The sequence below is a fragment of the Nocardia sp. NPDC052001 genome (genome assembly GCF_040680615.1).
GTDB lineage: Bacteria > Actinomycetota > Actinomycetes > Mycobacteriales > Mycobacteriaceae > Nocardia.
Map to the genome: position 1 here is coordinate 1,055,370 of NZ_JBFAXC010000002.1, position 17,931 is coordinate 1,073,300.

At 66.5% G+C, this 17,931-nt stretch carries 17 protein-coding genes; 9 read left to right on the forward strand and 8 right to left on the reverse strand.

The features are described 5' to 3' along the window. Window positions 1–111 precede the first annotated feature (111 nt). Window positions 112–2,154 carry a glycosyltransferase family 39 protein gene (locus AB0L82_RS13230; RefSeq protein WP_364634717.1) on the forward strand — a complete coding sequence of 681 codons (2,043 nt, stop codon included), beginning with the start codon at window positions 112–114 and terminating at the stop codon, window positions 2,152–2,154. Between the two features lie 11 nt (window positions 2,155–2,165). Here AB0L82_RS13230 and AB0L82_RS13235 read toward each other — a convergent pair whose 3' ends face one another. After that, window positions 2,166–3,032 (reverse strand): class II glutamine amidotransferase, encoded by an 867-nt coding sequence (locus tag AB0L82_RS13235; protein ID WP_364634720.1) that lies wholly within the window; start codon window positions 3,030–3,032, stop codon window positions 2,166–2,168. Between the two features lie 66 nt (window positions 3,033–3,098). Here AB0L82_RS13235 and AB0L82_RS13240 point away from each other — a divergent pair, with 66 nt between their 5' ends. The 4 genes from AB0L82_RS13240 (at window position 3,099) to AB0L82_RS13255 (ending at window position 6,060) form a co-directional block, all read left to right on the forward strand. Beyond that, window positions 3,099–3,524 carry a nitroreductase family deazaflavin-dependent oxidoreductase gene (locus tag AB0L82_RS13240; RefSeq protein ID WP_364634722.1) on the forward strand — a complete coding sequence of 142 codons (426 nt, stop codon included), beginning with the start codon at window positions 3,099–3,101 and terminating at the stop codon, window positions 3,522–3,524. A gap of 19 nt (window positions 3,525–3,543) precedes the next feature. After that, entirely contained in the window at window positions 3,544–3,876 is a 333-nt protein-coding gene (locus AB0L82_RS13245) for a hypothetical protein (protein WP_364634724.1), read from the forward strand. Between the two features lie 103 nt (window positions 3,877–3,979). Next, on the forward strand, window positions 3,980–4,858 hold the full coding sequence (locus tag AB0L82_RS13250) for an ATP-binding cassette domain-containing protein (RefSeq protein WP_364634726.1): 879 nt from the start codon (window positions 3,980–3,982) through the stop codon (window positions 4,856–4,858). Then, window positions 4,855–6,060, forward strand: coding sequence for an ABC transporter permease (locus tag AB0L82_RS13255; RefSeq protein WP_364634729.1), 1,206 nt, complete (start codon window positions 4,855–4,857; stop codon window positions 6,058–6,060). Before AB0L82_RS13250 ends, AB0L82_RS13255 begins: the two co-directional genes overlap by 4 nt. Window positions 6,061–6,063: 3 nt before the next feature. On the opposite strand, the gene AB0L82_RS13260 is transcribed toward AB0L82_RS13255, so the two are convergent. Then, complete coding sequence (locus AB0L82_RS13260; protein ID WP_364634732.1) at window positions 6,064–6,528, reverse strand: DUF4333 domain-containing protein; 465 nt, start codon at window positions 6,526–6,528, stop codon at window positions 6,064–6,066. 127 nt (window positions 6,529–6,655) lie between these two features. Here AB0L82_RS13260 and AB0L82_RS13265 point away from each other — a divergent pair, with 127 nt between their 5' ends. Beyond that, complete coding sequence (locus AB0L82_RS13265; RefSeq protein ID WP_364634735.1) at window positions 6,656–7,381, forward strand: TetR/AcrR family transcriptional regulator; 726 nt, start codon at window positions 6,656–6,658, stop codon at window positions 7,379–7,381. Window position 7,382: 1 nt separating this feature from the next. On the opposite strand, the gene AB0L82_RS13270 is transcribed toward AB0L82_RS13265, so the two are convergent. Further along, window positions 7,383–8,372, reverse strand: coding sequence for a diiron oxygenase (locus AB0L82_RS13270; protein WP_364634737.1), 990 nt, complete (start codon window positions 8,370–8,372; stop codon window positions 7,383–7,385). A gap of 97 nt (window positions 8,373–8,469) precedes the next feature. After that, on the reverse strand, window positions 8,470–9,711 hold the full coding sequence (locus tag AB0L82_RS13275) for an epoxide hydrolase family protein (RefSeq protein WP_364634740.1): 1,242 nt from the start codon (window positions 9,709–9,711) through the stop codon (window positions 8,470–8,472). A gap of 91 nt (window positions 9,712–9,802) precedes the next feature. Between AB0L82_RS13275 and AB0L82_RS13280 the strand changes: the two genes are divergently transcribed. After that, a complete protein-coding gene (locus tag AB0L82_RS13280; protein ID WP_364634743.1) occupies window positions 9,803–11,026 on the forward strand; it encodes a site-specific integrase in 1,224 nt (407 codons plus the stop codon). Window positions 11,027–11,041: 15 nt separating this feature from the next. Here AB0L82_RS13280 and AB0L82_RS13285 read toward each other — a convergent pair whose 3' ends face one another. From AB0L82_RS13285 to AB0L82_RS13295, 3 genes are all read right to left on the reverse strand, one after another. Continuing rightward, window positions 11,042–11,758, reverse strand: a complete 717-nt coding sequence (locus tag AB0L82_RS13285) for a hypothetical protein (protein ID WP_364634746.1) — start codon at window positions 11,756–11,758, stop codon at window positions 11,042–11,044. 69 nt (window positions 11,759–11,827) lie between these two features. Further along, complete coding sequence (helR, locus tag AB0L82_RS13290; RefSeq protein WP_364636049.1) at window positions 11,828–13,975, reverse strand: RNA polymerase recycling motor ATPase HelR; 2,148 nt, start codon at window positions 13,973–13,975, stop codon at window positions 11,828–11,830. A 158-nt stretch (window positions 13,976–14,133) separates the two neighbouring features. Beyond that, a complete protein-coding gene (locus AB0L82_RS13295) occupies window positions 14,134–14,664 on the reverse strand; it encodes an SRPBCC family protein (RefSeq protein WP_364634749.1) in 531 nt (176 codons plus the stop codon). Between the two features lie 118 nt (window positions 14,665–14,782). Between AB0L82_RS13295 and AB0L82_RS13300 the strand changes: the two genes are divergently transcribed. Continuing rightward, entirely contained in the window at window positions 14,783–15,553 is a 771-nt protein-coding gene (locus tag AB0L82_RS13300) for a hypothetical protein (protein WP_364634752.1), read from the forward strand. A gap of 370 nt (window positions 15,554–15,923) precedes the next feature. Here the strand turns inward: AB0L82_RS13300 and AB0L82_RS13305 are convergent, their stop codons facing one another. Beyond that, window positions 15,924–16,613: a hypothetical protein gene (locus tag AB0L82_RS13305; RefSeq protein WP_364634755.1), complete on the reverse strand. Its 690-nt coding sequence runs from the start codon at window positions 16,611–16,613 to the stop codon at window positions 15,924–15,926. A gap of 200 nt (window positions 16,614–16,813) precedes the next feature. Between AB0L82_RS13305 and AB0L82_RS13310 the strand changes: the two genes are divergently transcribed. Then, on the forward strand, window positions 16,814–17,929 hold the full coding sequence (locus AB0L82_RS13310) for an ABC transporter ATP-binding protein (protein WP_364634758.1): 1,116 nt from the start codon (window positions 16,814–16,816) through the stop codon (window positions 17,927–17,929). The last annotated feature ends 2 nt before the right edge of the window (window positions 17,930–17,931 follow it).

Below are 17,931 nucleotides of genomic sequence, written 5' to 3' on the forward strand. Positions count from 1 at the left end.
AAGATCGTTCCCGCGTTCCCCACTCGAAAAATTGCCCCGCATAACCCGATTCACAGCGTTTTCCCAGCTAGAGGCCAGGCTCCTCACCGGCTCGGCGGCAAGACTCCCGCGGTGACCGTCACCACCGCCGAGTCCGCGCCGCCCGTATCGACGCCGCCCGCCGAGACCGCAACGGCCCTGCTGCCACCCGCCCGCAGATGGGAGCGGCTGGGATTGGCCGCGCTGCTACTGGGCACCGCCGTGGCCTACCTCTGGAATATCACCGTCAATGGGATGGGCAATGGGTTCTATGCCGCCGCGGTGTGGTCGGGCTCGGACGATTGGAAGGCACTGCTGTTCGGGTCCCTGGATCCGGGCAATTTCATCACCGTCGACAAGCCGCCGGTCTCGCAATGGGTGATGGCGTTCTCGGGTCAGATCTTCGGTTTCAGCAGTGCCAGCATGCTCGCGCCGCAGGCGCTCATGGCGGTGGCCGCTGTCGCGCACATGTACGGCGCGGTCACCCGGGTCACCGCGAATCGCGGGGCCGGATTGCTCGCGGGCGCGGTGCTGGCGGTGACGCCCGTGGTGGCGCTGATGTTCCGGTTCAACAATCCAGACGCGGTCATGGTGCTGCTCATGACCGCAGCCGCGTACTGCACGATTCGGGCGCTGCCCAAGGCGAGCCTGCGCTGGCTGCTACTGGCCGGCGTCGCACTGGGTTTCGCGTTCCTGGCCAAGATGCTCGAGGGTTTGATGGTGCTGCCCGCGCTCGGGCTGGCCTATCTCGTGGTCGCGCCGACCACCCTGCGTAATCGATTCCTGCACCTGCTCGCCGCCGCGGGCACGCTGCTGGTCTCCTCGGGCTGGTATGTGCTGCTGACCATCCTGTGGCCGGAGTCCTCACGGCCGTATCTGGCGGGGTCCAAGGACAACACGTTCATGGATCTGGTGCTGGGCTACAACGGATTCGCCCGCTATCTGGGCCACAACCATATGGGCGGCCGCAATCCGTTCCAATTGCCCGAGGGCTATCAGATTCCGCACAGCGTCGAACAGCATTTCGGCCCGGGCGGATTCGGGTCGGGGCGCACCCGCATGTTCACCGGGGAGATCGGCTTCGAGATCTCCTGGTTGCTGCCCGCAGCGCTGCTGGCGTTCGTGCTCGTTCTCATTGCCCGCCGCAAGGAGCCCCGCACCGACCTGATCCGTGGGGCCGCACTGGTTTTCGGGCTGTGGCTGATCATCGACGGTGTCGCGTTCTCGGGCATGCAGGGCGGTATGCACGCCTACTACACCCTCGCCGTGGCACCGGCCATCGCCGGGGTGTTCGCGCTCGGCGCGCATGAACTGTGGCAGCGGCGCACGACCGCCTTCGGCCGAATCGGCGGGGCCGCACTGATTCTCAGCATGGGCGGCTGGGCCTTCGTGCTGTTGCAGCGCAATCACGCGTGGCAGCCGTGGCTGCGCTGGACGATCCTCACGCTCACCGCGGTGACGGTACTCGGCTTGATCCTGACCGCGCTGCCGCCCGCCGCGAAACGCGCCCGCACCCGCGATCGCGCCACCTCACTGCTGCTCATCGCGGGCATTCTCGCCGGTCTCGCGGGTTCGGTCGCCTATACCGCCGCGACCCTGCCGCAGTCGCATACCGGCGGCGGGCCGAGCGTCGGCCCACCGGCCCCGCCCCGAGACTTGGGTGCGCTCAGCGCTTTCCGCAGTCAGATGAGCATGATGATGGGAAACGGTGACGTCGATCCGCAATTGGTCGCCCTGCTGAAGGCCACCGATACGAAATGGTCCGCCGCCATTGACCGGTCCGGTCCGGCGGCCGGGATCGAATTGGCCACTCGCACCTCGGTGATCGCCATCGGCGGTTTCACCTCCGAGGATCCGGTGCCGACGTTGCCGCAATTCCAGCAGTATGTGCGCGATCGCCAGATCGGCTACTACATCGTCCCCGAAGTGAAGCTGCCCGACTCCTGGCGCACCGATAAGAAGCCCGCCGATGCGACGGCGCCTGCGGCACAGCCGAATCCGGCGCAGCCGAACCCCGAGGCCGGGGTGTGGCGGCCCGCCGGGAACAAGCAGATTCTGGACTGGGTGATGGCCCACTACACCGAACAGCACGTCGGAAATCTCGCGGTCTTCGACCTCACCGCACCGGCGCACTGACGGTCGCGGCCCTACTGCCCGGTCTGTGAGGCCGCGGCGGTGGGGTCGAGATCGGCCAGTGAGAGTGGGTGCCGGGGCGTGGAATTCAGGATGATGCGCGACGTCACCCGCAGCGCACCGTTGACGTGCAGGAGTTCCCCGGGCGCGAGTGCACGCCAGCCCGGGTCCGGATCCATGCGCTCGGTCGCGATCACCACGGCCGGATGATCGGCGAGTTGTGCACTGGCCGCGTGGATTCCGGTGCGCCCGCCGTGCTCGAGATGGTGAGTGCCGTCCGGGCCGCCGGGATCTCGCTCCAGTACGAACAGATCGTGGGTGTCGGGATAGCGCAGCGCCCACAGGTCGGTGGCGGTGGTCAGGATGATATTGAGCGCGTAGACGGGCAGATTGTCCGCGATCCAGCGCACCGTGTCGGCGATGCCCGCGCTCACGTCTCCCCCGTGCCGATCCGTGCGCTGGGTAATGAGCGCGAAGAACCGTTCGGAATCGGTATCGCCCTGCACCAGAGCGCGGTAGTCACCGAGTTCCGCCTCCAATTCGGGCAGGCCCTGCAAGACACCGTTGTGCGCGAACAATCGATCGTGCTGTTCGAACGGATGCGTATTGTTCGGCTGCAAACCGCCGGTGGACGCGAAGCGGACGTGGGCGATGAATGTGGCCGACTCTCGCTCCCGCGCTTCTCTGGTGAAGTCCGCGTCCCGATACGCCGCGATCGGCTGCTTCTCCACCAGGGGTTTCCCATCCGCGGTGAAGGTGCCCAGCCCGACCCCGTCCGGTTCCCGATGGCTCTGCTGTTCCAGACTGTCCGGCGCGTTCACCAACCAGAATGTGGCCTTGACCCGCTGCGGTGCGGCCGAAAGTCCGAACAGCCTGCACATGGCATCCTCCTCGAAAGTCGACGACCCTCCGAAATATTCTGCACCGCGGCCAAGTTGGTAGAACGCATGGCCGATGAAGCACGTCAGCAGCTCAACCAGAAGATCATCGACGAATTCCGCGCGAATTCGGGGAAGCTCGGGGGTCAGTTCGCCGGAATGGACCTGCTGCTGCTGACCACGATAGGCGCGCACAGCGGCGAAGCCCGCACCTGGCCGCTCGGTTTCCATCGCGACGGCGAGGACATCGTCATCTTCGCGGCCAATGGCGGTCGCCCCAATCGGCCAGGCTGGTACTACAACCTGCTGGCGCACCCCGACGCCACCATCGAGGTCGGTGCGGAAACCCTCCCCGTCCGGGCTGCCGTGGCCAGTGGCGACGAACGCCAGCGCCTCTGGGACACCGTGCTCACCCCCTTCCCCTTCCTGGCCGACTTCCAGGCCAAGGTCTCCTGGGAAATCCCCGTGATCACGCTGTCCCGCAACGAGAACTGATCGCGGCTACCGTGGCGGTGTGACTATCACCGCAGGGGAAAGTGTGATCGATCGCCGCGCCCTCACCGGCTCAAGCCGCACGGCTTCCACAGTGGCGCAAGTACTTTCGGCCGACGATATCGATCCGGTGGCGCGCGCGAGGCTGTCGATGCCGTTCAGGGCGGAGGATCAGTTTGCCGATGCGGTGCGTGCGATCGCGCACTCCGGGCATCCTTCGTTTCTGAATGTGTTCAAGCGCGCGATGTATCCGCGGCTCACGGAATGGCAGGGGTGCGTGATGCGGCTGATCCGGAGCAGGTGTTCGTGTCCGATCTGGCTCGGCGCGTCCGGCTCGTCGAGGGCGAACCGGTGAGTGCGCGCCGCTAGTCTCGCCGAAGGCATACCTAGACGCACGTAGTACCGGTCCGCAGGCATGGCAGGCCGAGCGGGCCGGCCGGAGACGCAGGGGAGATTTCATGCTGGAAGTCGCGCATCTGGTGCGCCGATTCGGCGAGAACATCGCCGTGGATGATGTGTCGTTCACCGTGCAGCCGGGAGCGCTGACCGGATTCGTCGGCGGTAATGGCGCCGGTAAGACCACCACCATGCGAATGATCATGGGTGTCTTGGCCACTCATGGCGGTGAGGTGCGGTGGCAGGGTCATCCGGTGACGGCGGCGGATCGGCGGTCGTTCGGGTATATGCCGGAGGAACGCGGACTGTATCCGAAACAGCCGGTGCTGGATCAGCTCGTGTATTTGGCGCGGTTGCGGGGATTGACCGCGGTCGCGGCGAAAAAGCAGGCGCAGGAATTGCTGGAACGGTTTCAGCTCGGCGATCGGGGTAAGGACAAACTCGAATCGCTGTCGCTGGGAAATCAGCAGCGGGTGCAGATCGCGGCGGCGGTGATCACCCATCCGACGGCGTTGATTCTCGATGAGCCGTTCTCGGGGCTGGATCCGATCGCGATCGATTCGATGGCCGAATTGCTGGGTGAATATGCCGCCCAGGGGGTTCCGGTGCTGTTCTCCTCGCATCAGCTCGATCTGGTGGAAAGGCTGTGCGATCACCTGGTGATTCTCGCCAAGGGGCATGTGGTGGCGCAGGGCGCGGCCGCCGAATTGCGGAATTCGGGTCCGGCGCGTTATCGGCTCGGATTCACCGGTGACACCGACTGGCTCGCAACGCTGTCCGGGGTGCGGGTCGTGGAAAACAATGGCGCGGGCCTGCTGCTGGAATTGACCGGTGTGACCACCGATGAATTGCTCACGGCCGCACTGGCGCACGGTTCGGTGCGGGAATTGGCCGAGGTGCGGCCGTCGGTGTCGGAGATCTATCGAGAGGTGACCGCATGAGCCGCGAAACCGACCGCACCGCAGCCGATTCCGTGCCGTCGGGGGTGTGGCGGATTGTCGCCGCGCGGGAGATCGCGGTGAAACTGCGAGACCGGAATTTCCTGGTCTCCACGATTCTGACCGTGCTGGTGATCGTCGCGTCGCTGGGTATCAGTGCATTCGTGGGCAGTCGTGCTACCACCGTGGACGTTGCCATTATCAGCGCGGATGCCGCGCCGATCGTCGCCGCCGCGAATGCGCTGGCGGACAATGCGAACAAGAACGTCACCTTCACCGCGCACCAGGTCGCCGATGCGGGGACCGCCGATCAGCAGGTGAAGGATGAGAAGGTCACCGTCGGTCTGCTGCCGGACGCGAACGGCTGGCGACTCATCGGAAAGTCCGCCGAGAACGACGACGCCTCCACCTATCTGACCGCGGCGGTGCAGCAGATCACGTTGCAGCGCAATGCCGCCGCGGCGGGCACATCCATCGAGCAACTGTCCCGGGGCAGCGCCGTGGGTTACGAGCTCATCGACAAGGCGGCGGTGGATCCGGCACTGGCCAAAGTGGTGACCATCGTGTTCGCGTTCCTGTTCTACCTCTCGTCCATCCTGTTCGGTATGGCCATCGCCCAAAGCGTGGTCGAGGAGAAGCAGAACCGCATCGTGGAAATCCTCGCCAGCGCGATCCCGCTGCGCCAGTTGCTGATCGGCAAGGTGGCGGGCAATACCGTGATGGCGTTCGGGCAACTCGTGCTGTTCGGCGGGGCTGGGCTGATCGGCTTGGCCGCGATCGGCAAGGGCGATCAGGTGACCCAGATCGCCGGGGCCGCAGGCTGGTTCATCATCTTCTTCGGGGTCAGTTTCCTGGCGCTGGCCAGTCTTTGGGCGGTCGCGGGCGCACTCGCCACGCGCAACGAGGACCTGCAATCCACCTCGACGCCGCTGTCGATGTGCATCATGCTGGTGCTGTTCGCGGGCATCTTCCTCACCGGCACCGGCCGCGTCATCGCTTCATACATCCCGATTGTCAGCGTCGTGGCCATGCCCGGACGCCTGGCCGACGGCTCCGCCGCCTGGTGGGAACCGTTCATCGCACTCGCCATCACCGCGGTCGCCACCTACGCCATCGTGCTCATGGCCGAGAAGCTCTACCGTCGTTCGCTCATGCAGACCCAGGGCCGCCTCACCATCCGCCAGGCCCTCAAGGTCGAGGACTGACCGCTAGCCGGTCGGGCGGCTGACGTCGTAATTGCCGGACTGGTCGGTGATTTGAACAGAGACGTGTTTGGGTTCGCCGCCCACCTTGAGGGTGCAGGTGTAGACGGCATTGAGACGCACGGGCATGGAGTTGGGACAGCGGACGGTGGTGATGTCGTCGATGCCGTAGTCGCTCTGCAGGACGGAGACGATCTCCGAGGCGACTTCGGTGTGGTCGAGGGTGCCGGCCGAGGCGGTGGTCGTCGGCACCACCGTCACCGGTGGGGGCGGCGCGACGGGAACGACGGGAACTACGGGTGCGATGGCCGCCGGAGTCGGGGTCTTCGACGTGGTCTTGGTGGCCGCTGCGGCATCTTTGCTCGGGCCTATCGTGCTCACGACCACCACCAGCATGAGACCGGAAACGGCTATCGCGCAGACAGCCAGGGTGATCAGGAGGACATTCGGTCTTGGACGCGGCTCGGTCATGCCCGCGATCTTTCCCCGAAGTGCCGTGCTCCGGAAGTGATTCGGTGGTTCGTCCCGATTTCGGTGGGCGGAATGGCGGCCCGGGTGTTCCCTGTCGGCGCGCATCCGGTGCCCTAGACTCGGCGGCGTGACCAGTGCCGAGCCCGCCGCCGCCATCGGTGGACGGCAGGCGCGCTGGCAACCGCACAATGATGAGCGGCGTGAGCGGATTATCACCGCCGCCATCGAGTTGCTCGATGAGAACGCGCCCGGGGCCGAGGCACCGATGCAGCAGATCGCCGAACGGGCCGGGCTCGCGAAATCGGTGGTGTACCGCCAGTTCTCCGGGCGGGATGAGCTGGATCGGCACGTGCGCACCGCCATCTGCGCCGAATTCGCCGCGACCGTGGACACGGCACTCGATATCGGGGCCGGATCGATTCGCGAGATCCTCGCGCGCGCGGTCGGTGCGGTCGTCGACTGGATCGCCGAACATCCGCGCCGCGATGAATTCGTCCGCCGCGGACCCGGCGTCGGAGATCCCGACAATATTTCCGCCATGGTGGGGCTGCAAGCCGAGATCGCGAGCCGCGCAAGGCGATTGGTGTCCGGTCTGGCCGGGGTGATCGGCGTCGCCGACGAACCGGCGATCGACACCATGACCTTCGCCATCGTCACCATGACCGAATCCACGGTGAGCCGCTGGACACGCGATCCCGAACCCACGCTGACCCGCGCGAAACTCGTTGCGGCCGTGGCCGGTTACGCCTGGAGCGTGCTCGACGGGGTGGCCCGCGAACACGGACTCACCCTCGATCCGGAGCGCCCGCTGCTCACCGTCCTGAACGAGCTGGCGGCGAACACCCCGGAATGAGTCAGGCGACCCGGCGTTCGGGTTCGCTGCGATAGCGCGAGGCCGGGCCGTCGATCTTCAGCAGCGACCACATCTGCCGCGCCACCGGATTCATCAGCCCGAGATCGCGTGCGAGTGAACGCATATCGCCGAAGTAGCCGGACAGGATCTGCCGCGAATGCGGACCCTGCCAGAACGCCTCGCGCATGACCTCGTCCGGAATATCGAACCGGCGCGCGAACGATTTGGACGGTGCCATGATCTCGCCCGCGAGCCAGCGCATGGCCAGTGGGAACGCCACCGAGCACACCGCGCGCCCGGCGGTGCTCATCCGGGACAGGTGCGCGGCCAGGAATTCGCCCGCGAAGGAGATGTGCCGGGCTTCCTCGGCGATGTGAATCTCCATGGTGCGCAGGACCGCCGGGGGCACATTGCCGCCGTGCCGGATGAGCGCCTTCTGATAGTGGTCGATCGGCTCCTCACCGCCGAGCACCCCGATCAGCAGAATCACGTGCGCGTACCCGCCCGCCACCCCGATGAACGGGGACAGCATCCGGAACAGCGGCCGCATCCCGGGCACATCCACCCCGATGCGGTTCACCAGCTCCTGGAACATCTGAATGTGGTTGCACTCCTCGGTCATTTCGTGGAGGCAGTAGCGGAACTCCGGCGACCCGTTGGGCAGCTTCATGATGTACTGCATCATCCCGCGGATCAGCACGCTCTCGAAGGCCGCGCCGACCTTGATGACGTTCGCGATGCGCCAGCGGCCGATCTCGATCTGCCGTTCCAGCGGCAGGTCGCGGTACCACTGCGTGGCGCCCAGCGGATCGTATTCCGGGGCCAGCACCCAGCGCGGATCGTTCGGATCCAACTGGAAATCCGGTGCGTCCCAATCGATATCGAGATAGGGGTCGAACTTGCGGTGCACCGAGCCCTCGGACAGGGTGGCCAGCGCCGCGCGGTAGTCGGCGTCGAAGAAGTCGGTGCGAACCGAATCTGACAGCGTCATCGATGTCTCCTCGTGCAGGCGGGCGGCGTGTGACCGCCCGCACTCTTTCGAGGATATATGGGACTCTCGGTCCCACACAATAGTTCGCGTGATCGAATCACCGATCGCGGAAGGTGCGGCGCAGGTCAGCCACCCATTCGTCCGGGATTTCCCAAGGGATGAAGTGGCCGCCGTAATCGTGGGCGGTGACGTTGACGTGGTTGTACCAGGCGGCGCGGTCGGTGCCGAGGAAGTGGGCGACGCGTTCGTCGGTGGTAACGCCGGGCGGATTCTCGTGGGCTACGAAGGTGATTCCGGTGGGGGCTTCGATGACCGGTTCGCGATCGTGCGAGGGCGTCCAAGGGTACCGGTTGTGGTTCGCGTAAATGCGCATCGAGGAGCCGATGGAATTGGTGACCCAGTAGATGGTGGCGTGGGTGAGCAATTCGTCCTTGGTGAAGACGGTTTCGATATCGCCGTGGTTATCGCTCCAGGAGGTCCAGCGCTCCAGAATCCAGGACAGCATGCCCGCGGGTGAATCGGACAGGCCGTGGGCCAGGGTGCTCGGGGCGAGCATATGGGCGGCGAGGTGGACGGCGAAACGGTGGTCCAGCTCCACGATTCGCGCGTGCACATCGGCGGGGAGGCCCTCGGGGATCGGGTGGCCGCCGCTGAGGTCCCAGGCGCGATCGCCGGTGAACATATCGAGTTTCTGGCCCGAGCCGATGTGGATGCCGTACAGCTCATCGGCGTATTTGTGGCCGAGTTGGCCGGTGACCAGCGCACCGACATCGCATCCGGCGGCCGCGTACTTCTCGTGGCCGAGCACCTCGGTCATGAGGGTGTGCCAGATATCGGCGACCTTCCAGAAATTGAGGTCGGGGCGATCCTGGACGGGCGTGGAGAAGCCGAAACCGGGGAAGGACGGCACGATTACGTCGAACGCCTCGGCCGGATCGCCGCCGTGCGCACCCGGATCGGCGAGTGGATCGATGACTTTGGACCAGTGCCAGAAGGTCCACGGCCAGCCGTGTGTGAGGATCAGCGGCTTCGGATTCGGGCCCACGCCGGGTTTGCGCATGAAATGCACCGGCACACCGTCGGTTTCGACTCGATAGTGTTCATAGGCGTTGATCTCGGCTTCGGCGGCGCGCCAATCGAAATCGGTCTGCCAGTACTCGACCAGTTCCTGCAGATAGGCCCGCGGGACGCCGTACGAGCCGTCGGCGTTGCCCGCGTCATCGGACCAGCGGGTCAGCGCCAGTCGCTGCCGCAGATCGTCGAGGGTGTCGTCCGGGACGTGAATCGGTGGCTGCCGCAACGGAAATGAACGATCCGGGCGGGTGGTTTCGATACTCACACTGGCCTCCTGCATCGGCACGAATACGCGCGCCCGACCTTACTGTCGCGCGTTCGGACGCGGACGCGGACCGGTGCCGTAGGGTCGATTCATGGCCGAAGGGCGGGAAGCGCAGACCGAACAGCACGGTGGGGTGATCGCCGTACCCGATGCGGTGCGCACCGAACTGCGGCGCGGGGTGCGCAGCGTACTGGTGGATACCGCTGCGCTGCACCTGGTTCGGGAACGCTTCGACGATGAGCAGGCCGGATCGCTGCGGCGGTACCTCGAGGCATCGCAGTCCGCGAATACGCTGCGGGCATATCGCACCGACTGGATCGCGTGGGCGGCCTGGTGTGTGGCCGAATCGCGGCAGGCGCTGCCCGCCGATGCGCTGGATGTGGCGGTGTATCTCGCCGCCGCCGCCGACGCACGCCGCCCGAATGGTGAATGGGCTTTCAGCGCAGCGACTCTCGAACGCAAGTCGGCGGCGCTGGCGGCGGTACATGCCGCGAACGGTCTGCCGTCCCCCACGCGCGCCGATGTCGTGCGCCTGACCCTGCGCGGTATCCGCCGAACCCGGCGCACGCAGCCCAAACGTAAACGGCCGGTACTGCTGCACACCCTCGACCAGTTGCTGGCCGAGCTGCCCGAACCCGGGTGGCCCACCGAACCCGCGCGTCGTCGCGACACCCTGCTGCTGCTCGTCGGATTCGCGGGAGCGCTGCGCCGCAGCGAGATCGCGGGCATGGCGATCACCGATGTGCGGGTCGACACCGATCACGCCAGCGGTGAACCACTGCTGCTGATTCATCTGCCCACCACCAAGACCGACCCCACCGGTATCGCCGGGCAGCGGGTGGTGCTGCCGCGCGGGCAGCGGCCGCACACCTGCCCGGTCTGCGCGTTCGCCGATTGGATTCGACTGCGCGAGACGCACTCCGCCGATCCGGCCGCGCTGCCCGCGTGGCTTGCCGAGCATCCCGCGGACTCGCGAATCCATCGCTGCCACGGGTTCACCGGGACCACCCTCGTCGAACCGAATGTGCCGCTCTTCCCGGCCATCTCACGGCACGGCGGCATCTCCGACTCCCCCATGTCCGGGCGTGCGGTGGCAGAGCTCGTCAAGCGGTATGCCGCCCGCGCGGGATTGGACCCGGATCTGTTCTCCGGACACTCCTTGCGCGCTGGTTTCGCGACCCAGGCCGCGCTGGGCGGGGCGAGCGACCGCGAGATCATGCGACAGGGCCGCTGGTCCAACCCGCGCACCGTGCACGGCTACATCCGCACCGCGAACCCGTTGGAAGACAACGCCGTAACCAAACTCGGTCTCTGAATCGGGTGCGCGGCGCTATTTCGTGCGCACGATTCGACTGACGCCATTGTCGAATTCGGCGACTATCCGCGAGATATCGCCGGGGCGTTCCGGATCGAACCACACCACGACTTCGGTATCGATCGCGATCGGTTTGGCCGGGACCTGGTAGGCCGTCGGGGTCAGCCATCGCTCGGTGCCGTTGTCATCGATGAATCGGACGGTCAATGTGGCGATCTTCGGGTTGGGGGTGGCCGGAAAATCCTCCAGCCCAGTGGAAGTCACCACGCCGCGCGTGCGGGTTCCGCGCTCCCGAACCCCCGCCGCGACGGTGCGGCGGTGCGTCCGGTGCAGTTGGGCGAACACCGCCACGGTCAACAGCAATACCGCGAAGGCCAGCAATCCCGTACCCAACCGATGGGATAGGCGCGTGCCGCCCGGATCGGACAGTACGAGGCCGGACACCGCCGACACCGCGAACAGGTATTCCACCGGGCCGACGGTGCGCGCGAATCCCGCTACCGCCGTGCGTGTTCGCCACGCGCTCACGACAATCAGGCCGATCATCAGCACCCACAGGGACGGGATCAGCGCCGCCAGCCACACCGGTTCCGGCCCGATGCGCGGGGCCGAATAGGCCAGCAGGCCACCGGAGAGCATTCCGGCGACCATGAAGCTCGCCTGCTTCACGACCGATGGCCCGGTGCGCGCGCCACGCCGCTCGGCGAGAGACCGGGGCGGGACTGTGCTCATCCGCCCGAGACTAGCCGACCGTCCGGTTCAGCAGTCCCGCCATGTCAGTCCCGCCCATGGGGGCACCGGTCAGGTGAGGATCACCAATTGGCGGGTGGCCCTGGTCATCGCGACATAGCGGTCGACCGCGCCTTCGATACCCTGTCCGAAGCGCTCCGGATCGATGAGCACGACCAGATCGAACTCCAGGCCCTTGGCCAGCTCCGGGGTCAGTGAACGGACCCGCGCCGTGCCTTCGAACGCCGGATCGCCTATGACACAGGCGATTCCCTCATCGTGTTCGGCGAGCCAGTCGGACAGGATCGCGTCCAGATCCGCGGTGGAGCCGTGCACGACCGGCAGACCGCTGCTGCGAATCGAGGTGGGGACGTTCGCATCGGGCAGCGCGGCGCGAATGACCGGGGCGGCCTCGGCCATGACCTCCTCGGGAGTGCGGTAGTTGATGCTCAACGGCGATACGGTGATTCGGTCGAGGCCGACGCGTTCCAGGCGTTCCTGCCAGGTTTCGGTGAACCCGTGGCGGGCTTGGGCGCGGTCGCCAACGATGGTGAAACTGCGAGAAGGGCAGCGCTGCAACAGCATCTGCCATTCGGCATCGGTCAACTCCTGCGCCTCGTCCACCACGACGTGGGCGAACGGGCCCGCCAGCACGTCCGGATCGGTGGTGGGCAGGGCGCTGCCGTCGACCAGATTGTCCTTGAGATCCTGCTGGCGCAGCATGGTCATCAGGCCCTCACCGTCATCGTGGACGGCCGAGGCGATCAGATCGCCGATGACATCGTCCATGCGCGCCCGCTCCGCGGCGACGGTCGCCGCGTACTGGCGTTTGCGGCGTGCCGCGTCCGGATCGCCGAGCCGCCGGCGGGCGGCGTCGAGCAGCGGCAGGTCGGAGACGGTCCAGTTCTTGGCGTCGGTGCGCTGTAGTGTGCGGACCTCGTCGGCGGTGAGCCACGGTGCGCATTTGCGCAGGTACGCGGGAACGGTCCAGAGGTCACCGACCAGGTCGGCGGCTTCGATGATGGTCCACGAGTTATTGAGGGCGGTGCGCAATTCACGGTTGCGCCACAATGACTCTCGCAGCGCGCCCGCCGGAATGTCGTCGTCGTGTTTATCTTTCAGGATCGCGCACAGCACATCCCAGATCTGCTCGTGCGCCTCATTGTGCGGGGTGCCGGGTTCGGGGGCCTCGAACGCTTCGGCCCAATCGTCGGTGCTGAGCCAGACATCGGCCCAGTCGGTCGAGACCGTCATGCCTTTCTTCGGCGGTTGTTCGTAGAACTCGACGGCGGTCTCGATGGCGCGCACCAGGTTCGCGGCGGATTTCAGGCGGGCGACCTCGGGATTGGATTCCACGGCCGCGGTCGCGCCCTCGGTGACCAGGTCGCGAAGCGTGCAGGATTGCACGCCTTCCTCGCCGAGATTGGGCAGGATGTCGGCGACATAGGACAGGTAGGGACGGGACGGGCCGACGAACAGCACGCCACCCCGGCGATGCTGCAGGCGCGGATCGGCATACAGCAGATACGCCGAACGGTGCAGGGCCACAACGGTTTTACCGGTACCGGGACCGCCGTCGACCACCAGCGAGCCACGTGAGCCCGCACGGATGATGGCGTCCTGATCGGCCTGGATGGTGCCGAGCACATCGCGCATGCGCGCCGAACGGTTGCTGCCCAGGCTGGCGATGAACGCGGACTGGTCGTCGAGGGTGGCGTTGCTCTCCAGGCCGTCGGCGGTGAAGACCTCATCCCAGTAGTCGCTGATACGGCCCAGGGTCCAGCGGTAGCGACGCCGGCGGGTCAGGCCCATCGGGCGGCCGTGGGTCGCGGCGAAGAACGGTTCGGCCGCCGGGGAACGCCAGTCCACCAGCAGGCGCTCACCGGCGTTGTCGGTCAGGCCGAGGCGGCCCACGTAGACGGGTTCGGGATCGCCCTCGCGCACGAAGTGCCCGAGGCACAGGTCCAGGCCGAAGCGGCTCAGGCCGCGCAGGCGGCCGGTGAGCTGGCGGACCTCCTGATCGCGCTCGACCGCCTCCTGGCCCAGCGAGACGGGGGCCTTGCGGATGGTGTCGAGACGATTGGTCAGGTCCGTGATCGATTGCTCGAGGCTGTCGGCGATGGCGGCGAAATGCCGCCGGTCATCGGCGATCAATGCCGGGTCGGCTTTGGCGGCCAGCCGCTCGGGCAGGTTGAACGCATCGACGGTCAGCGGATTCACGTCAGTCGCACCCATTCACAACTCCTCATATCCGCAGGTTCTGGCTTCGATGAGCGATTCTGCGGCATCACCGGGGTCTTGCCGCAAGCCCCCGGGTGCGATATAAGTTGAGAGTGGGAAGGAGTTGTTCTCCTTCCTTTTTCTATTTCTCCGCTAGCTCACGCTCGTGCTTCAGCGTGTTCTTTGAGGGCTCTGAGCGTCTCCGGGATGCCGTGGAGAGCGTGATTGTCCCGAGTCTGGCCGAGGGGGCCGGACCAGCGCAATAGCCGGTTGAACGCGGACGTGTAGGACCATTCGCGGTATTCGGTGACGAGCGTGCCTTCGGGATCCGGCGCGAGGCGGTAGCCCCAGCGCGGGCCGACGATGTGCACTTGGAATTCGAAGTGCGTGAGCGGTTCGGCGATGGTGATCTCGCACGGGGTTGCCCACAGCACGGGGCCGATGCGATTCAGGCCGACGAACCACGCGCCCACTCGCGGTTCGGCACCGCGGATATAGCGGCCGCGACGATTCTCGGTGCTCCACCGGCCCATACCGGTGATATCGGTGACCAGGTCCCAAAGTTGTTGTGCCGGTGCGTCGATGTGGATCGTCATCGCATCGGTCATGCCGTGATCGGTGCGGGTGCGGATCACGCCTTCCGGTGGTCGCAGAAATCGCTGAACCGTTGCTCGTGTCTCGCCGGGCATAGCCACCCCTCACTGTCTGGGACAAATCTCAGGCTAGCCCTGAATCCCGCACGGACGCAATGCCACTCACCGTGACGTGCCATCCGGTGCCGTCGCGCCCGCCGCTATGCTCTCCGCCATGGGGAGAAATTCCGCAATATGCACTGTTTTCGCCGCCACCATGATCGTCGCGGGTTGTGACAACGTCAGTGGTCTCGACACCGACCCACCGAAACCGGCTCCGAAGACGACGACCAGCACCGCGGCCCCGGCTACGACTCCCCCGGCGGCTCCCACCACAACGGTGATCCCCGCCACCGCGCTGTTGCCCTGCCCCGATAAGGATTCGGGCAAGCCGCTGCCGGACTGCACACTGCAATCGTCCGATTCCGCCGATCTCACCTTCACCGTGCGGCGCACCGGAGCGGGCGATAACGGCACCCTCACCGTGGCCATCACCACCCCCACCGGCGTTGCCGCGCAGACGATCACCGAAAAGGGTGTGGACTCCGCCCGCTCCCGCCCCGAACTGATCGACACCGACGCAGACGGCCGCGAAGAGCTCATCATCCCCCTCGCCACCACCCCGTCCGGCACCCGCTACGCCGTCTACCACGCCACCGGCACCGCCACCGAATTCACCCGCAGCGGCGAATTCACCGGCACCGCAATCGATTACTCCCCCGACGGCTTCACTGTGACCTCGGCCGACCTCCCCGCCAACAAGGGCCGCACCCACACCTTCTGGACTTACGAATCCGACAAACTCGTCCCCGCCGCCACCGTGGAAGTCCACACCTCCCCCAAGGAATGCATCCTCTCCACCCCCACCACCCTGTCCCTCACCCCCTACGCCACCAACTCCGCCGCCCGCACCCACTTCTGCGCCCAACCCGCCGCCACCAACTGATCTGCCACCATCACTGAGTGGCCGATCTCCTGGTACTGATCAACGGGCTGCCCGGCTCCGGCAAAACCACCCTGGGCGGCCCTTGGCGAAGGCTCTGAACGCATCACCCCAACCCTGTTCGTAGACACGACAACCCCGGTGAACCACCTCCACCTCGCCGAACGAATCCGCGACGCGGCCGCCCGGTGAAGTGAGCTCGGGTGAGCAGTCCTCGCGCGCGACGTTGCGCTACATCGAGGACTGCCGACCCTCCCCGGGTGCTGTCCGGCATGCCAGCTGCCGACAGCGGACTCATCCTCCCGCGTGCGGGACAGGTATGCCCAGAGGCTTACCCATGGCTCCACTCATACGTTTTCGTTTGGGGCCGTGGTTATTTGGCGGGGGTGAAGGGGGTGTTGATGGTGGTGAAATATTGGGCGGCGGCGAGGATGGCTACCGGGGCGGTGATGAAGAGTTGGCCTACGAGGGTGCCCAGGAAGCCGATTACCGAGAGGCCGGCGATGCAGCCGACGATGGCGCCGGGGAGGGCGCCGAACATGGCGGAGAGGGCGCCGGTGAGGGCTGCGCCAGTGGCGCCGCCGATGAGACAGCCTATGGCGGCGCCGGCGATGCCGCCTACCGCGGTGCCGATGGTGGCTCCAGCGCTGATGGTGGAGGCGAGGCGGTTCCAGGCGGCCTGTTCGCGGTCGTATTCGGTTTTCCAGGGGGCCTGGTTCTCGTATGGGAGGGCCACGGGCTGGTAGGTGGCGTGGTCGAGGTCGAAGCGGGGGGTGAGGGTGGCGCGGTGGTCGGCGATTTCGGCGGTGATGGGGAAGGTGAAATCGTCTACGCGGAAGGACAATTCGGTGCCGCCGAGGACGGTACCGTCGGTGGCCTTGATCTTGAAGACGCCGTTGTCGGCGGTCATGGTGCCCGCGTCGGTGCGGATGACGGTGGCGGTTTCGGTATTGGTGGCGGTGAAGTTGACGGGGGTGGCGGGGTCGGCCTGGGCGGTCGCGGACGCGTCCAGAACTGCCAGGGTGGTGGCCAGTACGGTCACGGTGGCGGCGAGGGTTCTCATCTGTGGCTTTCTGCTGCGGGAGTGGGACGATTCGCGCGGGGGTTACCGTTGCGGGATCCGATGCGGCGCTGTCGGTTCGCGCCGGGATTACCGTGGCCGAGACGCGCGGGCGGCAGGCGATGAGGTAGCAACTGCTTTCGGGCGATCGTCGTTTTCTATCGCCCAGGTCGGCGGTGGCGCGGCGCATCGAGACTGAGCGCATGGCTCGAGTACAGATCGACGCGGTATCGAAAGAATTCGGTGCGCACCAGGCGGTGCGGGAGGTGACCCTCGATATCGCCGACGGCGAATTCCTGGTGCTGCTCGGACCCAGCGGATGCGGGAAATCCACGCTGCTGCGCCTGCTCGCCGGACTCGAATCCCCCACCACCGGAAGGATTCTGCTCGACGAACGCGATATCACCGAGATGTCCCCGCAGCGCCGGGATCTGGCCATGGTGTTCCAGAGCTATGCGCTGTACCCGCATTTGACGGCGGCCGTGAATATCGGGTTTCCGCTCAAGTCGCGGCGCGAGTCCAAGGCGCGTATCGCCCAGCGCGTCGAGGAGGTGGCGGCGGTACTCGAACTCGGCGCACTGCTCGATCGCCGCCCGGCCGCACTCTCGGGCGGGCAACGCCAGCGAGTAGCTCTGGCGCGCGCCATGGTTCGCGATCCCGGGGCGTTCCTGATGGATGAGCCGCTCTCGAATCTGGATGCCGCGCTGCGCAGCGCCACCCGCGCGGAATTGATCGCACTGCATCAGCGCCTGGGCGCGACCTTCGTCTACGTCACCCACGATCAGGTCGAGGCCATGACCATGGCCTCCCGGATCGCGCTGATGAACGCCGGTCGCATCGAACAGGTCGGCACTCCCGAGGAGCTCTACGACCGCCCGCGCTCCACTTTCGTCGCCGGATTCCTCGGCTCACCCCCGATGAATCTGTTTCCCGCCGAAGCGATCTCGCGCGACGGTGAACTGCACGTACAGGCCGACGGCATCACCGCGCCGCTGGGTCTCGAGGCCGACACCCACGCGGGCGTCACCGCCGTCACCGCGGGCATCCGTCCCGAACGCCTGCGCATCGACCCCACCGGCCGCATCCACGGCCGGGTCCGCATGGTCGAGAACCTCGGCAGCGAGGAACTCGTGCATATCGACGTCGGCGCGCACAGCCTGTGTGCCCGTCTTCCCCGCCCCGCCGGGGTGCGCCGCGGCGATCAACTCACCCTGCGCGCCGATCCGGCCGATATCCATCTTTTCCACCCCGATTCCGGTCTGCGCCTGCGCTGGCAGTCCGACGCCCTCTCGGCACCGGCCGCCGTGCCGGTGTCCTGACA